Genomic DNA, 25,251 nt, shown 5'->3' on the forward strand with positions numbered 1-25,251 from the left:
TGTGCTGGTTGATGGGGGCCGAGTGGGGTGGGACCGGTGGCGTTTCCGGGTGCGGGCCGGTGGGGGGGTGATCGCACCCGCACTGCGCAGCCGCGCATCGATACGGTCCCGCATCCCTACGGCAGGACCGGTCGTCCCTCGGCTACCAGCTCGGTGGGCTTGCGATGGCCCTGGTCAGGACGTCGTCCAGTACGTGGGCCGTGCCGGGGACGTCCAGCTGGGAGTTGTCGATGATCGGGAGGCCCGAGCCGTACCAGCCGGCCATGCGGCCGTGGATGCGGGCCACCTCCTCGTCGGTGAGGCGGCGGTTGCCGGTGCGCTCGGCATTGCGTTCCAGGACGATGTCGAGGCCCGGAAGGAGGACGACCGGGAGCAGGCCGGGGCCGACGTGCCGTTTCCAGCCACCGAGGCCCACGACGGGGCGGTCCGGGAAGACGGCGTCGTCAAGGATGCACGAGATGCCGTTGGCCAGGAAGTTCCGGGCGGCGAAGCCGCAGGTGCGGCGGGCCAGGCGGTACTGGGCCTCGGAGTTGTCGTTCCACCCGGACTGCGGGTTCGCGTAGCCCGCGCGGACCCATTCGCGTACGTCGTCCAGGCTGATGTGGGCGGTGGGCACCCGGCGGTGGTCCGCCCAGTACTTGGCCACGCTCGTCTTGCCTGCGCCCGCGGGCCCGATCAGCAGGACCGCCAGGGTGGTGGTCGTCGGGTCGGGGACGGCGGCCGCGGCCGGAGGCGCGGTGGGCACACCGACCGGACCGCCGGGCGGCAGCGGTACATGACCGGTCGTGTCGGGCGGCGGGACGGGGGCGTGCTGCGGAGGCGCGGGCGACATGGGGGCCGACGGGGGGACGGATCCCGGTCCGACTCCGGGGTAGCCGGGTGGCGGCGGGGGCACGGGTGCGGGACCCTGTGGGGCTCCCGGGTGGTGTGCGGCCGACGCCCAGCCGGCGTGCGGTCCCTGCCCCGGCTGGTGGGGCGGCGGCAGCGGAGACCCCACTGCGTGCTGCATCCGTTGCCACTCCGTCTCGTACACACATTTGGCGCTGGCAGGCGGGTACGGAGCCCGCTCCCTACCGAACGGTACCGCCCCCGGCCGTCGTTTGGTGAAACGACCGGGGGCGGTCCGAAGTGCCCGGCCCGGAAAGGGAATCGGACGGAAGGGAACAGCAGAGGACTTACTGGCCCACTTCCTACTGGCCCACTTCTCCGTAGGCGGCGAGGAGGACGGCCGGGTCCGGGCCCTCCAGGACGGTCGGCTTCGCCAGCCCGTCCAGGACGATGAAGCGCAGCAGGTCACCGCGGGACTTCTTGTCGACCTTCATCGCCTCCAGCAGCTTGGGCCACTGGTCGTAGCGGTAGTGCAGCGGCAGGCCGACCGACTCGAGGACGGTGCGGTGGCGGTCCGCCGTCGCGTCGTCCAACCGGCCCGCCAGACGCCCCAGTTCGGCCGCGAAGTGCATGCCGACCGCGACCGCCGCGCCGTGCCGCCACTTGTAGCGCTCGTTCTTCTCGATCGCGTGACCGAGCGTGTGGCCGTAGTTCAGGATCTCCCGGAGCCCGGATTCCTTCAGGTCGGAGGAGACGACGTCCGCCTTGACCCGGATCGAGCGCTCGATCAGCTCGGCCGTGTGCGGGCCGGCCGGAGTGCGAGCGGCCTCGGGGTCGGCCTCGATGAGGTCGAGGATCACCGGGTCGGCGATGAAGCCGGCCTTGATGATCTCCGCGAGCCCGGAGACGTAGTCGTTGACCGGGAGGGAGTCCAGTGCGGCCAGGTCGCACAGGACACCGGCCGGCGGGTGGAACGCGCCGACCAGGTTCTTGCCCTCGGCGGTGTTGATGCCGGTCTTGCCGCCGACCGCCGCGTCCACCATGGCCAGCACGGTGGTCGGGATGGCGATCCAGCGCACTCCGCGCAGCCAGGTCGCGGCCACGAACCCGGCGAGGTCCGTGGTGGCGCCACCGCCCACGCCGACGATGACGTCGGTGCGGGTGAAGCCGGACTGGCCCAGCGCCTTCCAGCAGTAGGCGGCGACCTCGGCGGTCTTGGCCTCCTCCGCGTTGGGCACCTGGACGGCGACGGCCTCGTAGCCCTGCTCGGCCAGGTCGGCGCGCAGTGCGTCCCCGGTCTCGGCGAGCGCCTCGGGGTGGATCACCGCGACGCGCTTGGCCTTCGGGCCGATCAACCCGGCCAGCTCGCCCAGGAGTTGCCTGCCGACCAGTACCTCGTACGGGTCGGTGCCCGCGGTGCCGGCGACCTGGATCCGGGTGACTGCCTCGCTCATGCTTCCTTCAACTCCAGTGCGTCCAGCGCTGCTCGGGTGACCTCTTCGGGGGTGCGGCCGTCGGTCGGCACGACGGCGGTGGCGACCTCCTCGTACAGGTGGCGGCGGGCTTCCATCAGCTCGCGCCACTGCTTGCGCGGGTTGACCGCGAGCAGCGGGCGGGCCGCGTTGAGGCCGGTGCGCTTGACCGCCTCCTCCACGTCCATGGAGAGGTAGACCACCCGGTGCCCACCGAGCAGCGAGCGCGTGTCCGCGTCGAGGATCGCCCCGCCGCCGAGCGCGAGGACGCCCTCGTGCTCGGCGAGCGCGGTGTGCACCGCGCGCTTCTCGATCGCGCGGAAGACGGACTCGCCGTCGTCCACGAAGATCTCGGCGATGGTCCGGCCCTCGGCGGCGACGATGTCGTCGTCGGTGTCCCGGTAGACGACCCCGAGGCGCTCGGCCAGCAGTCGGCCGACGGTGGACTTGCCCACGCCCATCGGGCCGACCAGTACGACCGCAGGCACGGCGGTCACCGGATGGCGAGGTTGTCGAGGTACGACTGCACGTTCCGCCGCGTCTCCGGGACGGAGTCGCCGCCGAACTTCTCCGCGACGGCGTCGGCCAGGACGAGCGCCACCATGGCCTCGGCGACGATGCCGGCGGCCGGGACCGCGCACACGTCGGAGCGCTGGTGGTGGGCCTGGGCGGCCTCGCCGGTGGAGACGTCGACGGTCTGCAGGGCCCGGGGCACGGTGGCGATCGGCTTCATCGCGGCGCGCACGCGCAGCAGCTCGCCGGTGCTCAGGCCGCCCTCCGTGCCGCCGGAGCGCCCGCTGGACCGCTTGATGCCCTCGGGGGTGCTGAGGATCTCGTCGTGCGCCTTGGAGCCGGGCACCCGGGCCAGCTCGAAGCCGTCGCCGACCTCGACGCCCTTGATCGCCTGGATGCCCATGAGGGCGGCGGCGAGCCGGGCGTCCAGCCGGCGGTCCCAGTGCACGTGCGAGCCGAGGCCGACCGGGACGCCGTAGGCGAGCACCTCGACCACGCCGCCGAGCGTGTCGCCGTCCTTGTGGGCCTGGTCGATCTCCGCGACCATCGCCTTCGACGCGTCGGCGTCCAGGCAGCGCACCGGGTCGGCGTCCAGCTTCTCGACGTCGGCCGGGGTCGGGTAGACGCCGTAGGGGGCCTTGGCGGAGGCCAGCTCGACGACGTGGGAGACGATCTCGATGCCGGCCGTCTCCTTCAGGTAGGAGCGGGCGACGGCGCCGAGCGCCACGCGCGCGGCGGTCTCGCGGGCGGAGGCGCGCTCCAGGATCGGACGGGCCTCGTCGAAGCCGTACTTCTGCATGCCGGCGAGGTCGGCGTGGCCGGGCCGGGGCCGGGTCAGCGGCGCGTTGCGGGCGAGGCCGTCGAGGATCTCGGGGTCGACCGGGTCGGCCGCCATGACCTGCTCCCACTTGGGCCACTCGGTGTTGCCCACCATGATCGCGACCGGGGAGCCCATGGTGAGACCGTGCCGGACGCCACCCAGAAAGGTGACCTCGTCACGCTCGAACTTCATCCGCGCACCGCGGCCATAGCCGAGCCGCCGCCGCGCCAGGTGGTCCGCCACCATCTCCGTGGTGATCGGCACGCCGGCGGGAAGCCCCTCCAGCGTCGCGACAAGTGCGGGACCGTGGGACTCCCCCGCGGTCAGCCAACGCAGCCTGCTCAACGGTGCTCCTCAGTGTTCGCGCCCGGTACTGCCCTGAGTACGCGCGTCCTCGCGTACGGCGACGGCGCGACCGGGTGCGCGACCCCGGTCCGCCACCTCCGATCCTCCCACGTCCGGGGTCGGTATCCGGCCGCTGGTCCAGCAGGCGGGACGGGGCGGCGGAACGGAGGCGGCCGTTCAGCGCGCGGCGAGCGCCTTCTCGCCGGCGTGCCGCATGGCTTCCAGGGGCGCCGGGGAGATGCCGGTCATCCGCTCGACCTGGAGAACGGCCTGGTGGACGAGCAGGTCGAGGCCGCTGACGACGGCGCCGCCGAACATCGACCAGCGGGCCGCCAGCTCGGTGGGCCAGGGCTCGTAGAGCACGTCGAAGAGGGTGGCGGGGCGCTCGGGTACGGCGGTGGCGAGGGCGTCGGTGGTGCCGGCCGGGGTGGTGGCGATCACCAGGGGCGCCTTCAGGGCCTGCTGGGCGTCCGCCCAGTCCGCCGTACGGACGTCCACGTCGAGCCGCTCGCCCCATTGGCGCATCTCGGCGGCGCGGGCCTCGCTTCGGACGTAGGCGACGACCTCGCCGGTGCAGATCCGGGCGAGCGCGGCCAGCGCCGAGGAGGCGGTGGCGCCGGCACCGAGGATCGCCGCGGATCCGACCTCTTCGATGCCGTGCTCGCGCAGGGCGGCCACCATGCCCGGGATGTCGGTGTTGTCGCCGATGCGGCGGCCGTCCTCGGTGAAGACCACGGTGTTGACGGCATCGACCGACGCGGCCGTCTCACTGATCTCGTCCACCAACGGGATGACCGCCCGCTTCAGCGGCATGGTCAGCGACAGCCCCGCCCACTCCGGCCCGAGCTTCTCGATGAAGCCGGGCAGGGCGGCCTCGTCGATCTCGAAGCGGCCGTACGACCAGTCGGTGAGTCCGAGTGCGTCGTAGGCCGCCCGGTGCAGCACCGGGGAGAGGGAGTGGGCGATGGGCGAACCGAGCACGGCAGCCCGGCGGGCGTCAGTTGCCCGAGGAGGCATTGAATTTGTCCTTGAGCTTTTCGAATTCTTCGTTGGTCTTGGCGAATTCGGTGTTGTTCACACCGTCGGTCGCCACGAAATACATCCAGCCGTCGTGCGTCGGATTCAGTGCCGCCTTCATCGCGTCCTCACCGGGGTTGCCGATCGGACCGGGCGGAAGGCCCTTGTGGGTGTACGTGTTGTACGGGCTCTGATTGCTGTTGATCTCCTTCTCGGAGATGTGGATGTTGCTCGTGCCCTTGAGGTAGTTGTACGTCGAGTCGAACTGGAGCAGCTGGTTGGTCTCGGTGTTGGTGGGCTTCAGACGGTTGTAGACCACTTCCGCCATCTTGCGGAAGTCGTCGTGCGTCTTGCCCTCGGCCTGGACCAGGCTCATGACCGTGATGAGCTGGAAGGCGTTGTCCAGACCCAGCGTCTTCGCCTTCGACGGCAGGTCGTAGGTGGCGTACCTCTCCTTGGCCTGGGTGACCATCTGCTTCAGGATCGCGTCGGGCTTCATGCCCTTCGCGGCCGCATAGGTACCCGGGAACAGGAAACCCTCCAACGGGTCCTGGATTGCGCTGCTGTTCTGCGCCCAGCTCGGCAGACCGAACTTCTTGTATTCTTGCTTGGCGATCTTCCGAGTGGTGCCGGTGGACAGTTGGAGTTTCTTGTCGATCGCCGCGTAGACACCCGCGTTGCGCTCGCCGGGTGTGACGATCACGTTGTTCTGGCTCTTCGGGTCGAACATCAACTGCACGGCGCTGGCGGCGGACATCTGCTTCTCCAGCGTATAGACGCCTTGCTGGAGCCCCTTGCCCTTGGGGTTCGCCTGCAGCGCGGAGACGAACGCCTCCGCGCTCTCGACGACGCCCGCCTCCTTCAGCTTCTGACCGACCTCCCAGCCGCCGGCGCCCTTCGGGATGGTGACCGTGACCTGCTCGCCGTTGCCGCTGCCCGCATAGTCCGGGGCAGGGCCGAAACGATTTTGGTAGTACTTGTAGCCGAAGTAACCGACGGTACCGAGGCCCCCGCCGAAGACCAGGACGACCACCATGCAGGCGCAGCCGGTGCGCCGCTTCTTGCTCTTGACGGGTTTCTTGCCGCGCCGTTCGCCACGGCCGGACCGGCTGTCCGCCTCGTCGTCGGCATCGTCGTCATCGCCGCCTCCGGCGAAGAAGGCGTGCTCGCCCTGGTCCTCGCCCGGGTCCCAGCCGGTCTCGGGGTCCGGTTCCGGTTTCGACTCGGGACGCCTGCGGCTGGGCGGCACCGGCGGCGGGTAGGCGTCCTCGGTGCCGTAGAAGTCGGGCGCTTCCCCGCCGTAGGCCGCGGGCTGCTGGCCGTACGGGTCGCCGGGGTCGGGCGTGTACGGCACCTGGCCGTGCGTGCCGGACGCGTCCCAGCCGCCCTGGTGTTCCTGGTGCTGGTACTGCTGCGGGGTCTGCACCGCGTACTGCTGGTCCTGACCGGTGTACTGCTGGCCGTACTGCTGCTGGCCCTGCTCGTTGTAGTACTGGTACTGCTGCTGGTCGTACCCGGACTGCTGGTCCTGGGTCCAGTCGCCGTACTGCGGCTGCGGGTACTGCTGCTGCGCCTGGCCGTCGTAGGAGGACTGCTGGCCCACGTGGGCCTGCTGTCCTCTCCATCCGCCGTCCCCGTACAACGGGTCCTCCGGATGCCACGGTTCGGAGCCAGGGCCCCGGCCATACTCAGTCATCGATCCCCTAGAGCCGCGAGGCCGACGGTCGCATGGCCGGTGGACCGGCTTCCGTTCCGCCTCTTGCTGTGCGGCGGCTGTTCGAACACCGCCGCATCGCGCGGAACGTTACCGTATCGCGATCAGATGACCACTTCGACGCCCTCGCCGGGTGGTTTACCTGACACCCGTTCGGATTCCAGGGCCTGCTGCAGGATGATGACGGCTGCTGCCTGGTCGATGACGGCCCGGCCCTTCTTGGATCTCACCCCCGAGGCGCGCAGTCCCTGACTGGCCGTCACGGTCGTCATCCGCTCGTCCACCAGCCGGACCGGAACGGGCTTGATGCCCTTGGCGAGTTCCTGGACGAAGGCGCGTACCTTCTGCGCGGCCGGGCCCTCGCCCCCCTTGAGGGAGCGAGGGAGTCCGACGACGACCTCGATCGGTTCGTACTCCTCCACCAGCTGCCTGAGCCGGCGGTGGGCGGCCGGGATGTCCCGGCCGGGGACGGTCTCCACCGGAGTGGCGAGGATCCCGTCGGGGTCGCACGAGGCGACCCCGATCCGGGCGTCCCCGACGTCGATCGAGAGTCGGCGTCCTCTGCGCATTTCCGACCGTTTCCTTACTTAACTGTCACTTGGCGGTCTCGGCGACGAGTCGCTCGACGGCCTCCACGGCCTCGCCGACGGCGGCCGGGTTCTGACCGCCGCCCTGGGCGACGTCCGGCTTGCCGCCACCGCCGCCGCCGAGCGTCTTGGCGGCGGTACGGACCAGGTCACCGGCCTTGAGACCGCGCTCGCGAGCGGCCTCGTTGGTGGCGATGACGGTCAGCGGCTTGCCGTTGTTGACCGTGAACAGGGCGACCACGGCGGCCCGGCCGCCCTGGATGCGGCCGCGCACGTCGAGGACCAGCTTGCGCAGGTCGTCCGGCGTGGTGCCGTCCGGGACCCGGCCGGTGACGACGGCGACACCGCGGACGTCCTTGGCGGACTCGGCGAGACCGGCGGCGGCCTGCAGCACCTTCTCGGCGCGGAACTTCTCGATCTCCTTCTCGGCGTCCTTCAGCTTGCCGAGCATGGCGGAGACCTTCTCCGGGAGCTCCTCCGGACGGCCCTTGATCAGCTCCTGGAGCTGGGCGACGACCGTGTGCTCACGGGCGAGGAAGTTGTAGGCGTCGACGCCGACCAGCGCCTCGATACGACGGACACCCGAGCCGATGGAGGACTCGCCGAGCAGCTTCACCAGGCCCAGCTGGGCGGTGTTGTGCACGTGCGTGCCGCCGCACAGCTCCTTGGAGAAGTCGCCGATGGTCACCACGCGGACGCGCTCGCCGTACTTCTCGCCGAACTCGGCGATGGCACCCTGCTTCTTGGCCTCGTCGATGCCCATGATCTCGGCGTGTACGTCGAGGTCGCGGGCGAGCACCTCGTTGATCTTCTGCTCGACGTCGGTCATCACGGCCGTCGGGACGGCCGACGGGGAGCCGAAGTCGAAGCGGAAGCGGCCGGGCTGGTTCTCGGAACCGGCCTGGGCGGCCGTCGGGCCGAGGGCGTCGCGCAGGGCCTGGTGGGTCAGGTGGGTGGCCGAGTGGGCGCGGGCGATGGCCTTGCGGCGCCGGTGGTCGATCGAGGCGTGGGCCTTGGCGCCGACGGTGACCTCGCCGACCTGGACGACGCCCTTGTGGACGTAGACACCGGGGACCGGCTTCTGGCAGTCGCGGATCTCGATGACGGCACCGGAGTCCACCTTGATGCGGCCGGTGTCGCCGATCTGGCCGCCGCCCTCGGCGTAGAACGGGGTACGGTCGAGAACGATCTCGACCTCGTCGCCCTCGGTGGCGGCCGGGGAGGACACGCCGTCGACGAGGATGCCGACGATCGTGGTCTCGCCCTCGGTGTCGGTGTAGCCGATGAAGTCGGTCTCGCCGGTCTTGTCGGCGATCTCGCGGTAGGCGCCGGCGCCGGCGTGGCCGGTCTTCTTGGCCTGGGCGTCGGCCTTGGCGCGCTCCCGCTGCTCCTTCATCAGGCGGCGGAAGCCGTCCTCGTCCACGGACAGCCCCTGCTCGGCGGCCATCTCGAGGGTGAGGTCGATCGGGAAGCCCCAGGTGTCGTGGAGCAGGAACGCCTTGTCGCCGGGCAGGACCGTGGAGCCGGCCTGCTTGGTCTCGGTGACGGCGGTGTCCAGGATGTTGGTGCCGGCCTTCAGCGTCTTGAGGAAGGCGTTCTCCTCGGCGAGGGCGACCTTCTCGATGCGCTCGCGGTCGGTGACCAGCTCCGGGTACTGCTGGCCCATCATGGCGATGACGGTGTCGATCAGGTCGAGGACGACCGGGCCGGTGGCACCCAGCAGGCGCATGTTACGGATGGCGCGGCGCATGATGCGGCGCAGGACATAGCCGCGGCCCTCGTTTCCGGGGGTGACGCCGTCGCCGATGAGCATCACCGACGTACGCATGTGGTCGGTGACCACACGCAGCGAGACGTCCGAGTCGTGGGCGTCGCCATAGGCCACGCCGGTCAGCTCGGTGGCCTTCTTGATGACGGCCATGGAGGTGTCGATCTCGTACATGTTCTGCACGCCCTGCAGAATCATGGCGAGGCGCTCCATGCCGAGGCCCGTGTCGATGTTCTTGCTGGGCAGCTCGCCGAGGATCTCGAAGTTGTCCTTGCCGATGCCCTCGCCACGCTCGTACTGCATGAAGACGAGGTTCCAGATCTCCACGTACCGCTCGTCGTTGACGGCGGGGCCGCCCTCGACGCCGAACTCGGGGCCGCGGTCGTAGTTGATCTCGGAACAGGGGCCACAGGGTCCGGGGACACCCATGGACCAGTAGTTGTCCTTCATGCCGAGGCGCTGGATGCGCTCCTTGGGCACGCCGACGACGTCGTGCCAGATGCGTTCGGCCTCGTCGTCGTCCTGGTAGACGGTGATCCAGAGCTTCTCCGGCTCCAGGCCGTAACCACCCTTGTCCTGGGGCGTGGTGAGCAGCTCCCAGGCGTACTTGATGGCGCCTTCCTTGAAGTAGTCGCCGAAGGAGAAGTTGCCGCACATCTGGAAGAACGTGCCGTGACGCGTGGTCTTGCCGACCTCTTCGATGTCGGGCGTGCGCACGCACTTCTGCACGCTGGTGGCGCGCGGGAACGGCGGCTTGACCTCACCCAGGAAGTAGGGCTTGAAGGGCACCATGCCGGCGGGGACGAGGAGCAGAGTCGGGTCGTCCGCGATGAGCGACGCCGAAGGGACGACGGTGTGCCCGCGCTCCTCGAAGAAGCTCAGCCAGCGGCGGCGAATCTCGGCCGACTCCATCAGTGGTCCTCATTCCGGTCGTACGAGTACATCGGGGCTTCGATGTACTTCGGGTTGCTGCGGTTCTCGCTGTTCTCGATGGCGGTGTACCGCCGAGGTGCGGGGAGTTCGGGGTTCTCCTGGATGCCCAGCGCCTCCCCCAGCTCGGCCTCCCGCTGTGCCATGTTGTCGCGGACGTCGAGCGCGAAGCCGACCGCGCGGTCCTTGAGGCGCTGACCGGTCTCCAGGGCCTTGTTGGCCGCGGTCGCGGCGAGGCTCTCGGGGGTCAGCTGCTTCAGCTTGCGGTTGACCTTGGTGGTGGCCCACACACCGGCGGCGACACCCGTGGTGAACCAGAACGTACGGCGGAACATCGCTCGGTCAGTCCTTCTTTCCCCGGTTGCTCCGCTTGCGTGCCGCCGGGACCGTACGGCCCACGATCACGGTACGCCTGGGCTCCTTGGCGGGCACGTCCTTGCGGCCGCCCATCGCCCGGCGCACGCCGTAGCCGAAGGCCGCGACCTTGACCAGCGGGCCGCCGAAGGTGGAGGCGACGGTGGTCGAGAGCGCGGAGGCGTTCGACGTGACCTCCTGGACGTCGGAGGCGATCGCGTCGACACGGTCGATCTGGGTCTGCGCGGAACGCACGGTGGCGGAGGCGTCGGCGAGCAGCGGGACGGCCTGGTCGGTCACGTCCGCCACGAGCTTGGTGGTCGCCTTGAGCGTCTGGGCCAGCCTCGCCAGTGCGACGGCGAGGAAGGAGACCAGGATCGCCCAGAAGACGGCCACCAGGATCCCGGCCACCTCTCCACCGGACACTGTGCGCACCCGCTCCCTGAAACGTGCTCTGAACATCTGGACCATGAAATAGCAGTGCACCGAGCCTATCGCGCCAGGGGTGGGGCTCCGTACCGGATTACGGTCGGCGGACGGCGGAGTTGCGGGAAGCGATTGTACGGAATGAACACGGTTCAGTACGCTCCGTGTCCCATGCGAGTTCCTCAGCGCCCCGACCTCTCCACGGACGGCGATCCACCCCTTGAACTCACCGCTTTCGTCGGGCGCTCGGCCGAACTCGCCGAGCTGGCCGAGGCGATGGAGGCGGCCCGGCTGGTGACGGTGACCGGGGTCGGCGGCGTGGGCAAGTCCCGGCTGGCCGCACGGGCGGCGGCCCGGTCGGCGCCGCGAGCGGAGCCGCGGGCCTGGGCGAGGGTCGAGCTGGCGCCGGTTCGGGATCCGCAGTTCGTGGAGTACGCGGTCGTGGAGGCGCTGGGGCTGACCGACCACACCACCCGGTTACCCCGGGAGACCCTGCTCGACCGTCTCGCCGGCCGCCGATTCCTGCTGGTGCTGGACGGGTTCGAGCATCTGGTGGCGGCCTGCGCCGACCTGGTGTCCGAGCTGCTGCGCAGGCTGCCGGAGCTGCGGGTGCTGGCCGTGGGACGGCGTCCGCTGGGGCTGACCGGCGAGCGGCTGTTCCCGCTGGCCCCGCTCGCCGAGGACGAGGCGGTCCAGCTGTTCACGGACCGGGCCCGGCAGCACGGGCCGCAGACGGGCGACTGCCCGGTGGTGCGGGAACTGTGCCGCCGGCTGGAGGGGCTCCCGCTGGCTCTGGAGTTGGCCGCGGGGCGGCTGCGGGCGCTGTCCCCGGCGCAGCTGCTGGAGCGGCTGGGCGACCGGTTCCGGCTGCTGACCGGCGGCGGCCGGGACGCTCTCCCCCGCCATCAGGCGCTGCGTACGGCGATCGGCTGGAGCCATGAGCTGTGCACCCCGACCGAGCGGCTGCTGTGGGCGCGGCTCTCGGTGTTCGCCCAGACCTTCGACCTGGAGGCGGCCGAGTACGTGTGCAGCGGGGACGGGCTCGACGCCGAGGACGTCCTGGACGTGCTGGCGGAGCTGCTCGCGCAGTCGGTCATCTCCCGCGAGGAGACCCCGACGGGCTCCCGCTACCGGATGCTGGACACGGTCCGGGCCTACGGCGCCGACTGGCTGGAGGCGACGGGGGACGCGGTACGGCTGCGGCGGCGGCACCGCGACTGGTACCTGGGCCTGGCGACCTGGTGCGAGCTGGAGTGGTTCTCGCCCCGGCAGCGTGAGGTGGCCGCGCGGGTCGAGGCCGAGCTGCCGAACCTGCGCACCGCCCTGGAGTTCTGCCTGACCGAGCCGGACGAGGCGCATCTGGGGCAGTACCTGGCGGGCTCGCTGTGGTTCTGCTGGGCGGGTTGCGGGCGGCTGTCGGAGGGCCGGCGCTGGCTGGAGCGCAGCGTGGAGCTGGATTCGGAGTACGAGCAGTCCCGGCTGAAGGCGCTGTGGGTGCTCGGTTATGTGGCGATCCTGCAGGGCGACACCGTGCCGGCGCTGACCGCGCTGCGGGAGTGCCGGGTGCAGGCGGAGCGGGTCGCGGACGTGACGGCGGTGGCGTACGCGGAGCACCGCACCGGCTGTCTGGCCCTGGTCACGGATGACATGGCACGCGCAGAAACGCTGCTGCGCTCGGCCCTCGACCGCTACCGGGAGATCGGCGAGCTGAACAGCAACGTGCTGATGGCCCAGGTGGAGCTGGCGATGACACAGGCGTTCCAGGGGGACCTTGCGGACGCGGTGCGGCTGTGCGAGGACGTGCGCCGGGTGTGCGAGGACCACGGCGAGCGCTGGGCGCGCTCGTACGCGCTGTACGTGCTGGCCTACGCGGCCTGGCGGGACGGGGATCCGGCCGCCGCGCGGGAACTGCTCGCGGACTGTCTGGACAACGCGCACGCCTTCCACGATCTGCTCGGCTCGGTGCTGTCCCTGGAACTGCTCGCCCTGGTGACGGCGGCCCAGGGCGACCCGGCCGAGGCGGCGGTCCTGCAGGGCGCCGCAGGCCGGATGTGGCCGTCGGTGGGGCTGCCGCTCTTCGGCTCCGCCTACTACAACGCCCCGCACGAGCTGTGCGAGGCGACGGCCCGGCAGGCACTCGGCGACGAGCGGTACGAGGAGTGCGCGCGCGAGGGAGCGCGGCTGGACGGGGACGCGGCCGTGGCGCGGGCGCTGGGAGGCGGCGGTGTGCGCCCGCTGCAGGCCCTTCCCGCGCCACGCGGGCCGGTGTCGCATGCCCTCGGGGACGCCGGGAAACACGAACCCGCCGCCTCGCCCACCCGGAAGGGCGGGGAGACGGCGGGCTGAGGTGCTGCGCCGGGGCTGGGATCAGCGGGCGTAGTACTCGACGACGAGCTGCTCGTCGCAGATCACCGGGATCTCCTTGCGGTTCGGCTCACGGTCCAGGCGGAACGCCAGGGCCTTGAGGTTCACCTGCAGGTAGCGCGGGGTCTCACCGTCGGGGGCGAAGCCACCCTCACGGGCGATCTGGAAGAGCGTCTTGTCCTTGGAGCGGTCGCGGACCTGCACGACGTCGTCCGGGCGGACGCGGAAGGACGGCTTGTCGACCTTCTGGCCGTTGACCTGGATGTGGCCGTGGACGACCATCTGGCGGGCCTGGTAGATCGTGCGGGCGATGCCCGAACGCAGGACCAGCGCGTCGAGGCGGCGCTCCAGCTCGATGATCAGGGCCTCGCCGGTCTTGCCCTGGACCTTGGAGGCACGCTCGTAGGCGCGGACGAGCTGGCGCTCGGACACGTCGTACTGCGCGCGCAGACGCTGCTTCTCGAGCAGACGGACCTTGTAGTCCGAGTTCTGCTTGCGGCCGCGGCCGTGCTCACCCGGCGGGTAGGGGCGGGCCTCGAAGTACTTGACGGCCTTCGGGGTCAGCGCGATGCCGAGGGCACGCGACTTCTTGACCTTGGGGCGGGACTGGTTCGCCACTGTCTTTTGTCTCTTTCCTAGTTTTCGGCTTGTCAGCGTTGAGGGAGGTCGCATCCGCAGCCGGGGAATCCCGCCGGGTCCGCATCGGACCTGCCGGGCAGCCGTTCCCCTGGTCTGGGCACATACGTGCAGCACGCGAGTGGCCCACCGACCTCTCCCGGGATCCGGGTGGTGGTGGGCTGCCCGCGACACCGTTCGACGGTGCGCGACGCTCCTGGAGTCAGTCCCGAGGGACTGGGTCTCCGGCTGGCTGTCCCGCTCTGACTGCGCGGGACTCAGCACTTCGAGGGATTCTACAGGGCGCTCAGGACCGCTTGCGACCGAGGTGCTTGCGGGTCCATTCGACGGCGTCCGCGTACCGGGCCTCGGCTCCGTGCCGGGTCGGCGTGTAGTACTCGCGGTCCTTGAGGGCGTCGGGGGCGTACTGCTGCTGGGCGATGCCCTCGGGCAGGTCGTGCGGGTACACGTACCCCTGCGCGTGGCCGAGCTTGGCCGCGCCCTGGTAGTGCCCGTCCCGCAGGTGCGGCGGGACGGCTCCGGCCAGACCCTTGCGTACGTCCTCCATGGCGGCGCCGATCGCGGTGGTCGCGGCGTTGGACTTGGGGGCGAGCGCGAGGGCGATGGTGGCGTGGCTGAGGGTGAGAGCGGCCTCGGGGAAGCCGATCATGGCGACGGCCTGGGCGGCGGCGACCGCGATGGGCAGCGCGCCCGGGTCGGCCAGGCCGATGTCCTCGCTGGCGGAGATCATCAGGCGGCGGGCGATGAAGCGGGGGTCCTCGCCGGCCTCGATCATGCGGGCCAGGTAGTGCAGGGCGGCGTCGACGTCGGAGCCGCGGATCGACTTGATGAGGGCGCTGGCGACGTCGTAGTGCTGGTCGCCGTCGCGGTCGTACTTCACCGCGGCCCGGTCGACGGTCTGCTCCAGGGTCTGGAGGGTGATCTCCGTCTCGCCCTGGTCGAGGGCCGCCCCGGCGGCGGCCTCCAGGGCCGTCAGGGCGCGGCGGGCGTCACCGCCTGCGATGCGCAGGAGGTGGTCCTCGGCGTCCTCGGGGAGGGAGACGGCCGCCTTGAGGCCGCGCTCGTCGGTCAGCGCCCGCTTCAGGAGTCCCCGGATGTCGTCGTCGGTGAGGGGTTCGAGGGTGAGGAGGAGGGAGCGGGACAGCAGCGGGGAGATGACCGAGAAGTACGGGTTCTCCGTGGTCGCGGCGATCAGGGTCACCCAGCGGTTCTCGACCGCGGGGAGCAGGGAGTCCTGCTGGGCCTTGCTGAAGCGGTGGATCTCGTCCAGGAAGAGGACGGTCTCCTTGCCGAAGCCGCCGGTGGCGCGGCGGGCTCCGTCGATGACCGCGCGGACCTCCTTGACGCCCGCGGTGATCGCCGACAGCTCCACGAACCGCTTGTCGGTGGCCTTGGACACGACGTAGGCGAGGGTCGTCTTGCCGATGCCGGGCGGGCCCCAGAGGATCACCGAGGAGGGTCCGGCCGGGCCACCGTTGCCCTCGCCGACCAGTCTGCGCAGCGGGGATCCCGGCTTGAGCAGGTGCTGCTGGCCCACCACCTCGTCGAGGGTGCGCGGGCGCATGCGGACCGCCAGGGGGCTGCCGGCCGGGTCCTTCTCCTGGCGTTCTTCTGCTGCGGCGGTGAACAGGTCGGCTTCCACGCAGAAAACCCTACCGGGGCCCGGGGGTGTCCCCCGGAAAGCTCAGTACGTCACTGACGATCCGGTCCGGGCCGTCAGCTGGTCCAGAAGTCCCACCAGCGGGTCAGGATCAGCATGCCGATGATCCCGACGTGCAGGACCGGCACGACCCAGGTGAACTCGTCGAAGAAGGACTTCAGCCAGCGCGGGGACGGCAGGAAGTCGTTGCGGATGTTGAACGAGGTGACGTACCAGAACATGGTGATCGTGGCGACCCAGGCCAGCGAGCACCACAGGCACAGCGCGTTGATCCGGTACAGGGACTGGAACTGCAGCCAGGTGCAGAACGCGACGCCGAAGAGCGTGCCGAAGTTGAAGGTCAGCCAGTACCAGCGCGGGAAGCGGGCACGGGCCAGCAGGCTCATGCCGACGCAGATGACGATGCCGTAGCAGACCAGGCCGAGCATCGGGTTGGGGAAGCCGAAGGCGGCGGCCTGCTTGCTCTCCATGACGCTGCCGCAGGAGACGACCGGGTTGAGGCTGCACCCGGGGGTGAACGTCTTGCCCTCGACCTTGGCTTCCAGCAGCTTGAACTTGTCGATCGTGATGACCCAGGCGGCGAGCAGTCCGGCGGCACCGGTGATCACCAGCAGCAGGGCGAAGGCGCGGCTGCCGCCCACCGTGTGGGGTGCATCGACGGCACGCTCGGGCCCGGGCTCCGTGGAGACGTCTTTGACTGTCGTCTTGCTCATCACGCCGATTCCGTCACTTGAGAGTTGGACCATCTTCGGGCACCGGTCATTGTGCCGCACGCACCTGGGTGCGCACCGTTCGCTCCGCATAAGGATGTACGTACGACCGGTCCCGTCCGTTCGGTTCCGGACAGCACCCGTACCCGAGGACGACGAAGGCGCCGGACGCCCCCAGGGAGCATCCGGCGCCCACGCGCGCGCGTGTGCGGCTAACCGAGCCGCGACCGCAGCTCGGCCACGATGTCGTTCACGCCGACCGCCGCCTGCTCGCCGGACTCCATGTCCTTGAGCTGCACGACGCCCTCGGCGAGGTCGCGCTCGCCGGCGACGATCGCGTAGCGGGCCCCGCTGCGGTTGGCGTTCTTCATGGCGCCCTTGAGGCCCTTGCCGCCGTAGGAGAAGTCCGCGGCGACACCGGCCTTGCGCAGCTCGGTGACCTTCGCGAACAGGACCCGCCGGGCCTCCTCGCCGAGCGGCACCGCGTAGACGCTGGTCGCGGACGGGATGTCCAGCTCCACACCCTCGGCCTCCAGGGCGAGGACCGTGCGGTCGACGCCGAGGGCCCAGCCGACGGACGGCAGCGCGGGGCCGCCGATCATCTCGGACAGGCCGTCGTAGCGGCCTCCGCCGCCCACCGCGGACTGGGAGCCCAGACCGTCGTGCACGAACTCGAAGGTGGTGCGGGTGTAGTAGTCCAGGCCGCGGACCAGCTTCGGGTCGTCCTCGTAGGACACGCCCGCCGCGGAGATCAGCTCGCGGACCTCCTCGTGGTACGCCTTGCACGCGTCGCACAGGTAGTCGCGCAGGAGCGGGGCGCCGCCCAGCTGCTTCTGGACCGACTCCCGCTTGTCGTCGAGCACGCGCAGCGGGTTGATCTCGGTGCGGCGCTGCGTGTCCTCGTCGAGGTCCAGGCCGCGCAGGAAGTCCTGCAGAGCGGCCCGGTAGACCGGACGGCACTCCTTGTCGCCCAGACTGTTCAGCAGGATGCGGAAGTCGCTGAGGCCCAGGGAGCGGTACGCCTGGTCGGCGAGGATGATCAGCTCGGCGTCCAGCGCCGGGTCCTCGGCGCCGATCGCCTCGGCTCCGACCTGGGAGAAGTGGCGGTAGCGGCCCTTCTGGGGGCGCTCGTAGCGGTAGTACGAGCCGGAGTACCAGAGCTTGACCGGGAGGTTGCCCACCTTGTGCAGGTTGGCCTCCAGGGCCGCGCGCAGGACGGACGCCGTGCCCTCCGGGCGCAGGGCCAGCTTGTCGCCGCCCTTGGTCTCGAAGGCGTACATCTCCTTGGTGACGATGTCGGTGGACTCACCCACACCGCGTGCGAAGAGTTCGACGCTCTCGAAGCCGGGCGTCTCGATGTAGCCGTAGCCGGAGTTGCGCAGCGGGGCCGCGATCGCCTCGCGGACCGCCAGGTACTTGGCGGAGTCCGGCGGAATCAGGTCGTACGTGCCCTTGGGGGCCTGAAAGGTGCTCACGGAAGCTCTCTCGTCACATTCCTCGTCGGGGAGCCTGGAAGGCTCCCTGGCCGGCCGCCACCTGCCGCAGATAGGGGTTGGTGGCGCGCTCCTGGCCGATGGTCGTCTGGGGGCCGTGGCCGGACAGCACCACGGTGGAGTCCTCGAGCGGCAGGCACACGCGGGCCAGCGAGTCGAGCATGTCCTCCATGGAGCCACCCGGAAGATCGGTGCGTCCGATGGAGCCGGCGAACAGCAGATCCCCGGAGAAGAAGACCGAGGGGATGTCCGCGGTCTCGGGCATCTGGAAGGTCACCGACCCCTTGGTATGGCCCGGTGCGTGCGCGACGGAGAACTCCAGCCCGGCGAGGGCGAGCCTCGCGCCGTCGGTCAGCTCCTTGACGTCGTCCGGCTCCCCCACGGTCAGGTCGCCCATGAGCGGCATGCCGATGGACCGGCCGAGCGCCTTCTCGGGGTCGCTCATCATGTACCGGTCCTCGGGGTGGATCCAGGCCGGTACGTCGTGCGCGCCGCACACGGGGACGACCGAGGCCACATGATCGATGTGGCCATGGGTGAGGACGACGGCGACGGGCTTGAGCCGATGCTTCTTCAGCGCTTCCTCGACGCCCTGGGCGGCCTGGTGGCCCGGGTCGATGATCACGCACTCCTCACCGGCGGCGGGGGCGACGAGATAACAGTTCGTCCCCCAGGCCCCGGCGGGGAACCCGGCAATGAGCACGATCGTCCTTCGTTGTGTCGATACGGGAGGGCTTACGGGCCGGCAGCCCGTGGTCCAGAGCCTACCGGCGCTGCCGTTTCCTCAGCGAACCCATATACGGTACGGGGCTACACGCAGCTGTCGGCTCACAGGTCGCACGCGTACCGGTCGACACACGACACGCATGAGGAGAGAACCCGGTGGTCAGCCAGGAGCAGCGGCGGCGTCAGCTCGCCCGGGAGAAGTTCTTGCGGCAGCAGCAGCGACGCACCAGCGCGCGGCGCAAGGCGAATATGCGCAACTCCGTGATCGCGTCGGTACTGGGCGTGGTCGTGATCGGCAGTGTCGCGCTGTACACGACCGGTGTACTCAAGAACGACGACGACAAGAAGACCAACGCGAGCGCCGACGTCACGCCGAGCGCCGCGCCGACCAGCAAGGCGCCGGACCCCTGCGCGAAGCCGGCCGCGGGCTCCATCGAGAAGGAGACCTGGAAGAAGGAGCCGGCGATGTCGATCGACACGTCGGCGAAGTACACGATGAAACTCGCGACGACGTGCGGTGACATCGGCATCGCGCTGAAGACGTCGGCCGCGCCGCACACCGTCAACTCGTTCGACTTCCTGGCGGGCAAGGGCTTCTTCGACCACACCAAGTGCCACCGCCTGACCACGAACGGCATCTACGTGCTGCAGTGCGGGGACCCGACGGGCGTCGGCAGCGGCGGTCCGGGCTACACGATCCCGGACGAGAACCTGAAGGACGCGAGCCTGAAGGGCAACAAGTACCCGGCGGGCACGGTGGCGATGGCCAACACCGGCCAGAAGCACACCGGCGGCAGCCAGTTCTTCCTCGTCTACAAGGACAGCCCGCTGCCGCCCAGCTACACGCCGTTCGGCACGATCGACGCGGCGGGCCTGAAGGTGCTGGACAAGATCGCGGCCGCGGGCGAGAACACGGGTGCCGGTGACGGTGCCCCGAACGCTACGGTCGTGATCAACAAGGCGACGGTCACCAAGTCCTGACGCCGAACCGGCGCTCAACACGGCCAACTGCGGAATTTCGGTCGCGCTGGATGCGGACAGGCAACCCGCTGGTCGCCTATGTTGGCCGTGACGAAACTGTGGACGATGCCCGGGGCGCCGAGGCCCCCGCGGGCATCATGTGGAGGAGGCGCTGTGAGCAGCGACCCGTGGGGCCGCGTCGACGAGACGGGGACCGTGTACGTGCGTACGGCCGACGGCGAGCAGGTCGTCGGTTCCTGGGCGGCCGGCTCCCCTGAGGAGGCGCTTGCCTACTTCGAGCGCAAGTACGAGGGCCTGGTTGTCGAGATCGGCCTCCTCGAGAAGCGAGTGCAGACGACGGACCTGTCGGCGAAGGACGCCCAGACCGCGATCGACCACCTGCGCGAGCAGGTGGACGCGCACCACGCGGTGGGCGACCTGGAGGCGCTGCGGGCCCGTCTCGACAAGCTCGTGGCGACGGTCGAGGCCAGGCGTGAGGAGCGCAAGGTCCAGCGGGCCAAGCAGTCCGACGAGGCCCGCAAGGCCAAGGAGGACCTGGTCGCCGAGGCCGAGCAGTTGGCGCAGTCCGACCAGTGGCGGGCCGCCGGTGAGCGGCTGCGGGCGCTGGTGGACACCTGGAAGGGGCTGCCGCGGCTGGACCGCAAGTCCGACGACGAGCTGTGGCACCGCTTCTCGCACGCCCGGTCGGCGTTCTCCAAGCGTCGCAAGGGCCACTTCGCGCAGCTGGACGCGCAGCGCGAGGAGGCCCGCAAGACCAAGGAGCGGCTGGTCGCCGAGGCCGAGTCGCTGTCCGGTTCGACGGACTGGGGTCCGACGGCGGCGCGCTATCGCGAGCTGATGGCGGAGTGGAAGGCCGCGGGCCGCGCCCAGCGCGAGCACGAGGACGACCTGTGGAACCGCTTCCGCGGCGCCCAGGACGTGTTCTTCGCCGCCCGCAGCTCGGTCTTCGCCGAGCGGGACGCCGAGCAGGCGGAGAACCTGAAGCTCAAGGAGGAGCTGGCCGAGGAGGCCGAGAAGATCCTCCCGGTCACGGACCTCAAGGTCGCCCGGGCCGCCTTCCGCTCGGTCAACGAGCGCTGGGAGGCCATCGGTCACGTCCCGCGGGACGCGCGGCCGAAGGTCGAGGGCCGGATGCACGCGGTCGAGCGGGCCATCCAGGAGGCCGAGGAGGCCGAGTGGCGCCGGACCAACCCGGAGGCACGCGCGCGTGCCGAGGGTCTGACCGGTCAGCTGCAGGCCGCCGTGGACAAGCTGCGGGCGCAGATCGAGCAGGCGCGCGCCCAGGGCAACAACGCCAAGGCCGACAAGCTGGAGCGTGAGCTGGAGGGCCGTCAGGCGCTCCTGGACCAGGCTCTGAAGGGCCTGCAGGAGTTCGGCGGCTGATCCCCGCTTCGCACCGAGAAGGGCCCCGTACGTGGCGTACGGGGCCCTTCCTCGTGCGTGGGTGTCCCTACGACCGGCTGCGCGCCGAGGTCACACGGTAGACGTCGTACACGCCCTCCACGCCCCGTACGGCCTTCAGGACGTGGCCGAGGTGCTTCGGGTCGCCCATCTCGAAGGTGAAGCGAGAGGTGGCCACGCGGTCGCGGGAGGTCTGGACGGCCGCGGAGAGGATGTTGACGTGCTGGTCGGACAGGACGCGGGTGACGTCCGACAGCAGGCGGGAGCGGTCCAGGGCCTCGACCTGGATGGCGACCAGGAAGACCGAGGACTGGGTGGGCGCCCACTCCACGTCGAGGATGCGCTCCGGCTCACGGGACAGTGACTCCACGTTGACGCAGTCGCTCCGGTGAACCGATACACCGCTACCCCGCGTGACGAAGCCGATGATCGGGTCGCCGGGGACGGGCGTGCAGCAGCGGGCCAGCTTGACCCACACGTCGTCGACGCCCTTGACCACGACACCGGGGTCGGCGCTGGAGCGGCGCTTGCGGCCGCGGGTGCGGGTCGGCGGGACGGCCTCGTCGATCTCCTCGGTGGCCGCCTCCTCGCCGCCGAGCGCCTGGACGAGCTTCTGCACGATGTTCTGCGCGGAGACATGGCCCTCGCCGATCGCCGCGTAGAGCGCGGAGATGTCGGAGTAGCGCATCTCGTGCGCGAGCGTGACGAGGGAGTCACCGGTGAGGATGCGCTGGATCGGCAGGTTCTGCTTGCGCATGGCGCGGACGATGGCGTCCTTGCCCTGCTCGATCGCCTCGTCGCGACGCTCCTTGGAGAACCAGGCCCGGATCTTGTTGCGGGCGCGCGGCGACTTGACGAACCCGAGCCAGTCGCGGGACGGACCCGCGCCGGGCGCCTTGGAGGTGAAGACCTCCACCAAGTCGCCGTTGTCCAGGGTGGATTCGAGCGGTACGAGCCTGCCGTTGACCCGCGCTCCTATGGTGCGGTGACCGACCTCGGTGTGGACGGCGTACGCGAAGTCGACCGGGGTGGCGCCGGCCGGCAGCGCGATGACGTCGCCCTTGGGCGTGAAGACGAAGACCTCGTTGCGGGAGAGGTCGAAGCGCAGGGACTCCAGGAACTCGCCGGGGTCCTCGGTCTCCTTCTGCCAGTCGAGCAGCTGGCGCAGCCACGCCATGTCGTTGAGGTGGTCGTCCTTGCCCTTGCCCGCCTTGGGCACGTCGGTGCGGACCTTGGAGGCGCCGGCGACGGCCTCCTGCTTGTACTTCCAGTGCGCGGCGATGCCGTACTCGGCGCGGCGGTGCATGTCGAAGGTGCGGATCTGCAGTTCGACGGGCTTGCCGTTGGGTCCGATGACCGTCGTGTGCAGCGACTGGTACATGTTGAACTTGGGCATCGCGATGTAGTCCTTGAACCGGCCGGGGACCGGGTTCCATCGCGCGTGCACGGTGCCGAGGGCGGCGTAGCAGTCCCTGACGGTGTCGACCAGGACACGGATGCCCACCAGGTCGTAGATCTCCGCGAAGTCGCGGCCGCGGACGATCATCTTCTGGTAGACGCTGTAGTAGTGCTTCGGGCGTCCGGTGACGGTCGCCTTGATGCGGGCGGCGCGCAGGTCGGTCTGGACCTCGTCGGTCACTATGGCCAGGTACTCGTCACGCTTCGGTGCCCTCTCGGCCACCAGCCGTACGATCTCGTCGTACATCTTGGGGTAGAGGATCGCGAACGCGAGGTCCTCCAGCTCCCACTTGATGGTGTTCATGCCCAGGCGGTGGGCGAGGGGCGCGTAGATCTCCAGCGTCTCGCGCGCCTTCTTCTCCTGCTTCTCGCGCTTGAGGTAGCGCATGGTGCGCATGTTGTGCAGGCGGTCGGCGAGCTTGATCACCAGGACGCGGGGATCCTTGGCCATCGCGACGACCATCTTGCGCACGGTCTCGGCCTGCGCGGCCTCGCCGAACTTGACCTTGTCCAGCTTGGTGACGCCGTCCACGAGGAGGGCGACGACGTCGCCGAAGTCGCGGCGCAGGTCGTCCAGGCCGTACTCGGTGTCCTCGACGGTGTCGTGCAGCAGGCCCGCCATGAGGGTGGCCGGGTCCATGCCCAGCTCGGCGAGGATGGTGGTGACGGCGAGCGGATGCGTGATGTACGGGTCGCCGCTCTTGCGCTTCTGCCCCCGGTGCCAGCGCTCGGCGACCTGGTAGGCACGCTCGATCTGCCGGAGCGTCGAGTTCTCGATCTTCGGGTCGTTGCTGCGCACTATCCGCAGCAGCGGCTCCAGCACGGGGTTGTACGGGTTCGCGCGCTGGACACCGAGACGGGCGAGGCGGGCGCGGACACGGTTGGAGGAGCCGGTGCGGGCAGGCTGGTTGGTGGCCGGGCGTCCGGGCGACGGGGTGCTCCCCGCTCGAGCGGAGTCGAGGCTGGGGGACGGTTTGGGGCGGGCCACTTCGGCAGCCTTCTCCACGGGAGCGGACTGGGCGTGCTCGACCGCCCCGCGGGTGTCGCTCTTCGCGTGCGACACGTTCGGCGCGGGCTTGGCCGCGGGTGCCGAGGCGGGCTCGGGCTTGGCGGCGGTCAGTGGCTGGGCCTCGTCTGGCAAGAGGACTCCTCGTGCGCGATCCGGGTCCCCCGGTCAGGCTCCGGAGACCCCATGGTAGCGATCCTGCGCCCAGTCATCGCCTTCAGGCGGCTGTGAGGACCGTCTACCCCTGAAACACCAGGGACGGGCGCGGGATTCCGGGAAGTGGCTTCGAGGTGTTTTCCCGGCATGCGGCACATGTCCCGCACCGGAACGCCGACGGCCGCCCCGGTGGTGCCGGAGCGGCCGTGGAGCACAGGTGCTCGGTTCCGTCAGACCTGTCAGATCTGGAGCAGCGCCTCCAGCGGGGCCCCGTTCAGCGCCGGCTCCAGACGGGCACGACCGTCCAGGAAGCCCAGCTCCATGAGCACCGCGAGACCGGAGACCTCGGCGCCCGCCCGGTGGATGAGCTGGATCGCGGCCTCGGCGGTGCCACCGGTCGCGAGGACGTCGTCCACGATCAGCACACGGTCACCGGAGGACAGGTCCTCCGCGTGCACCTCGATCTCTGCCGAGCCGTACTCCAGGTCGTACGCCTGACGCAGGGTCGCCCCGGGGAGCTTGCCCGCCTTGCGCACGGGGATGAAGCCGAGGCCCGCGCGGACCGCGACCGGGGCGCCCAGGATGAAACCCCGGGCCTCCAGGCCGACGACCTTGGTCGCACCGGTGTTGGCGGCGATCTCGGCCAGCGCGTCCGTGAGGGCCGTGAAGGCGGCCGGGTCCGCCAGGAGCGGCGTGATGTCCTTGAACATCACACCGGGCTCCGGGTAGTCCGCCACGTCACGGATGCGGCTGAGCAACAACTCCCTGATGTCCGTCATCGGCGCTTCCCCGAGGGTCGGCCGCGGCCCCGGGTGCGGGACGACGGCTGGTTGCGCGGACCCACCACGGCGGGAGCGGCGTCATCGGGCTCGTCACCGGCGGCGGACCGCGCGTCCGCGAAGCCCTCCTCGGCGGCGGCCTGGGCACGCTTGGCCAGGACCCGCTTGCGGAGCGCCTTCATCGCCGGCTCGCGCTCCTTGAGGTCGGCGACGAGCGGCGTGGCGATGAAGATCGAGGAGTACGCACCGGCCGCGAGGCCGACGAACAGCGACAGCGAGATGTCGTTCAGCGTGCCGGCCCCGAGGAAGCCGCCACCGATGAACAGCAGGCCCGCCACCGGCAGCAGCGCGACCACGGTGGTGTTGATGGAGCGGACCAGCGTGCCGTTGATCGAACGGTTGGCGATGTCGCTGTACGTCCAGCGGGTCTGCTTGGTGATGTCCTTCGTCTGCTCCTTGAGGCTGTCGAAGACGACGACCGTGTCGTAGAGCGAGTAACCGAGGATCGTCAGCAGACCGATGACCGTACCGGGCGTGACCTCGAAGCCGACCAGGGCGTAGATACCGCTCGTGATGGTGATGTCGTGGATCAGCGCGACCAGGGCCGCGACGGCCATGCGCCACTCGAAGGCGATCGCCAGGTAGATCACCACGAGGACCATGAAGATCGCCAGGCCCTCCCAGGCCTTGTTGGCGATCTGCTCGCCCCAGCTCGGGCCGACCAGGTCGGCGGCGAGCTTCTCCGGGTTGAGGTTCAGGTCCTTGGCCAGCGTCTGCTTGATCTGGTCCGACTTGTCGGTGTCGATACCGGCGATCTGGATGCGCAGGCTGCCGTTGCCGAGCTTCTGTACGACCGCGTCATGGCCGGAGGCGGACTTCGCGTACTCCTCCGCCTTCGCGACCGACGTGCTCATGCTCGTCGGCGTCGTGAAGACTGCGCCGCCCTGGAACTCGATGCCCATGTTCAGACCGCGCACCGCCAGGCCGAGGATGGCCGTGATGGTGATCAGGATCGAGACGCCGTACCAGATCTTGCGCTTGCCGACGAAGTCGTAGCTGATCTCGCCGCGGTGCAGACGAGCGCCGAGGTTGCCGAGTTTCGACATC

General features: G+C 70.1%; 21 protein-coding genes. 3 read left to right on the top strand and 18 right to left on the bottom strand.

Features of this window, described 5'->3' with window-relative positions; translation table 11 throughout:
- Window positions 1–142: 142 nt before the first annotated feature.
- From ACIF83_RS31925 to ACIF83_RS31970, 10 genes are all read right to left on the bottom strand, one after another.
- Entirely contained in the window at window positions 143–1,009 is an 867-nt protein-coding gene (locus ACIF83_RS31925) for a Pro-rich N-terminal domain-containing protein (RefSeq protein WP_399732135.1), read from the bottom strand.
- Between the two features lie 181 nt (window positions 1,010–1,190).
- Entirely contained in the window at window positions 1,191–2,282 is a 1,092-nt protein-coding gene (gene aroB, locus ACIF83_RS31930) for a 3-dehydroquinate synthase (protein ID WP_393475689.1), read from the bottom strand.
- On the bottom strand, window positions 2,279–2,761 hold the full coding sequence (locus ACIF83_RS31935) for a shikimate kinase (protein WP_393476584.1): 483 nt from the start codon (window positions 2,759–2,761) through the stop codon (window positions 2,279–2,281). The genes aroB and ACIF83_RS31935 overlap by 4 nt, the downstream gene beginning before the upstream one ends.
- A gap of 32 nt (window positions 2,762–2,793) precedes the next feature.
- A complete protein-coding gene (gene aroC, locus ACIF83_RS31940; protein ID WP_393475692.1) occupies window positions 2,794–3,978 on the bottom strand; it encodes a chorismate synthase in 1,185 nt (394 codons plus the stop codon).
- Between the two features lie 177 nt (window positions 3,979–4,155).
- Window positions 4,156–4,995 carry a shikimate dehydrogenase gene (locus tag ACIF83_RS31945; protein WP_393475695.1) on the bottom strand — a complete coding sequence of 280 codons (840 nt, stop codon included), beginning with the start codon at window positions 4,993–4,995 and terminating at the stop codon, window positions 4,156–4,158.
- Complete coding sequence (mltG, locus tag ACIF83_RS31950) at window positions 4,976–6,691, bottom strand: endolytic transglycosylase MltG (RefSeq protein WP_393475698.1); 1,716 nt, start codon at window positions 6,689–6,691, stop codon at window positions 4,976–4,978. The genes ACIF83_RS31945 and mltG overlap by 20 nt, the downstream gene beginning before the upstream one ends.
- Window positions 6,692–6,813: 122 nt before the next feature.
- Window positions 6,814–7,278, bottom strand: a complete 465-nt coding sequence (gene ruvX / locus ACIF83_RS31955) for a Holliday junction resolvase RuvX (RefSeq protein WP_399732140.1) — start codon at window positions 7,276–7,278, stop codon at window positions 6,814–6,816.
- A 25-nt stretch (window positions 7,279–7,303) separates the two neighbouring features.
- Complete coding sequence (alaS, locus tag ACIF83_RS31960; RefSeq protein ID WP_399732143.1) at window positions 7,304–9,976, bottom strand: alanine--tRNA ligase; 2,673 nt, start codon at window positions 9,974–9,976, stop codon at window positions 7,304–7,306.
- Entirely contained in the window at window positions 9,976–10,329 is a 354-nt protein-coding gene (locus ACIF83_RS31965; protein ID WP_393475707.1) for a hypothetical protein, read from the bottom strand. The genes alaS and ACIF83_RS31965 overlap by 1 nt, the downstream gene beginning before the upstream one ends.
- A gap of 7 nt (window positions 10,330–10,336) precedes the next feature.
- Complete coding sequence (locus ACIF83_RS31970) at window positions 10,337–10,810, bottom strand: DUF948 domain-containing protein (protein ID WP_399732146.1); 474 nt, start codon at window positions 10,808–10,810, stop codon at window positions 10,337–10,339.
- Between the two features lie 135 nt (window positions 10,811–10,945).
- Here ACIF83_RS31970 and ACIF83_RS31975 point away from each other — a divergent pair, with 135 nt between their 5' ends.
- Window positions 10,946–13,120: an ATP-binding protein gene (locus ACIF83_RS31975; RefSeq protein WP_399732149.1), complete on the top strand. Its 2,175-nt coding sequence runs from the start codon at window positions 10,946–10,948 to the stop codon at window positions 13,118–13,120.
- Window positions 13,121–13,141: 21 nt separating this feature from the next.
- On the opposite strand, the gene rpsD is transcribed toward ACIF83_RS31975, so the two are convergent.
- The 5 genes from rpsD to ACIF83_RS32000 form a co-directional block, all read right to left on the bottom strand.
- Window positions 13,142–13,756, bottom strand: coding sequence for a 30S ribosomal protein S4 (gene rpsD / locus ACIF83_RS31980; protein WP_066996810.1), 615 nt, complete (start codon window positions 13,754–13,756; stop codon window positions 13,142–13,144).
- A gap of 304 nt (window positions 13,757–14,060) precedes the next feature.
- Window positions 14,061–15,416 carry a replication-associated recombination protein A gene (locus ACIF83_RS31985; RefSeq protein WP_398139505.1) on the bottom strand — a complete coding sequence of 452 codons (1,356 nt, stop codon included), beginning with the start codon at window positions 15,414–15,416 and terminating at the stop codon, window positions 14,061–14,063.
- Window positions 15,417–15,490: 74 nt separating this feature from the next.
- Complete coding sequence (locus tag ACIF83_RS31990; protein ID WP_393475718.1) at window positions 15,491–16,147, bottom strand: vitamin K epoxide reductase family protein; 657 nt, start codon at window positions 16,145–16,147, stop codon at window positions 15,491–15,493.
- Between the two features lie 209 nt (window positions 16,148–16,356).
- The gene (gene hisS / locus ACIF83_RS31995; RefSeq protein WP_393475721.1) at window positions 16,357–17,619 is read right to left on the bottom strand and encodes a histidine--tRNA ligase; all 1,263 of its coding nucleotides are present in this window, start codon (window positions 17,617–17,619) and stop codon (window positions 16,357–16,359) included.
- A 13-nt stretch (window positions 17,620–17,632) separates the two neighbouring features.
- The gene (locus ACIF83_RS32000; RefSeq protein ID WP_393475724.1) at window positions 17,633–18,340 is read right to left on the bottom strand and encodes an MBL fold metallo-hydrolase; all 708 of its coding nucleotides are present in this window, start codon (window positions 18,338–18,340) and stop codon (window positions 17,633–17,635) included.
- Window positions 18,341–18,519: 179 nt separating this feature from the next.
- Between ACIF83_RS32000 and ACIF83_RS32005 the strand changes: the two genes are divergently transcribed.
- Window positions 18,520–19,344 carry a peptidylprolyl isomerase gene (locus ACIF83_RS32005; protein WP_393475727.1) on the top strand — a complete coding sequence of 275 codons (825 nt, stop codon included), beginning with the start codon at window positions 18,520–18,522 and terminating at the stop codon, window positions 19,342–19,344.
- A 153-nt stretch (window positions 19,345–19,497) separates the two neighbouring features.
- Window positions 19,498–20,727 (top strand): DUF349 domain-containing protein, encoded by a 1,230-nt coding sequence (locus tag ACIF83_RS32010; protein WP_393475730.1) that lies wholly within the window; start codon window positions 19,498–19,500, stop codon window positions 20,725–20,727.
- Window positions 20,728–20,794: 67 nt separating this feature from the next.
- Here ACIF83_RS32010 and ACIF83_RS32015 read toward each other — a convergent pair whose 3' ends face one another.
- The 3 genes from ACIF83_RS32015 to secF all read right to left on the bottom strand — a co-directional run bounded on the left by ACIF83_RS32015 (window position 20,795) and on the right by secF (window position 25,250).
- Window positions 20,795–23,344 (bottom strand): RelA/SpoT family protein, encoded by a 2,550-nt coding sequence (locus ACIF83_RS32015; protein WP_399732155.1) that lies wholly within the window; start codon window positions 23,342–23,344, stop codon window positions 20,795–20,797.
- 260 nt (window positions 23,345–23,604) lie between these two features.
- Window positions 23,605–24,144, bottom strand: a complete 540-nt coding sequence (locus ACIF83_RS32020; RefSeq protein WP_386574855.1) for an adenine phosphoribosyltransferase — start codon at window positions 24,142–24,144, stop codon at window positions 23,605–23,607.
- Window positions 24,141–25,250 (bottom strand): protein translocase subunit SecF, encoded by a 1,110-nt coding sequence (gene secF / locus ACIF83_RS32025; protein ID WP_385166205.1) that lies wholly within the window; start codon window positions 25,248–25,250, stop codon window positions 24,141–24,143. The genes ACIF83_RS32020 and secF overlap by 4 nt, the downstream gene beginning before the upstream one ends.
- Window position 25,251 lies beyond the last annotated feature (1 nt).

Origin of the sequence: Streptomyces sp. NPDC085866, from assembly GCF_044541035.1 — a bacterium.
Lineage (GTDB): Bacteria > Actinomycetota > Actinomycetes > Streptomycetales > Streptomycetaceae > Streptomyces.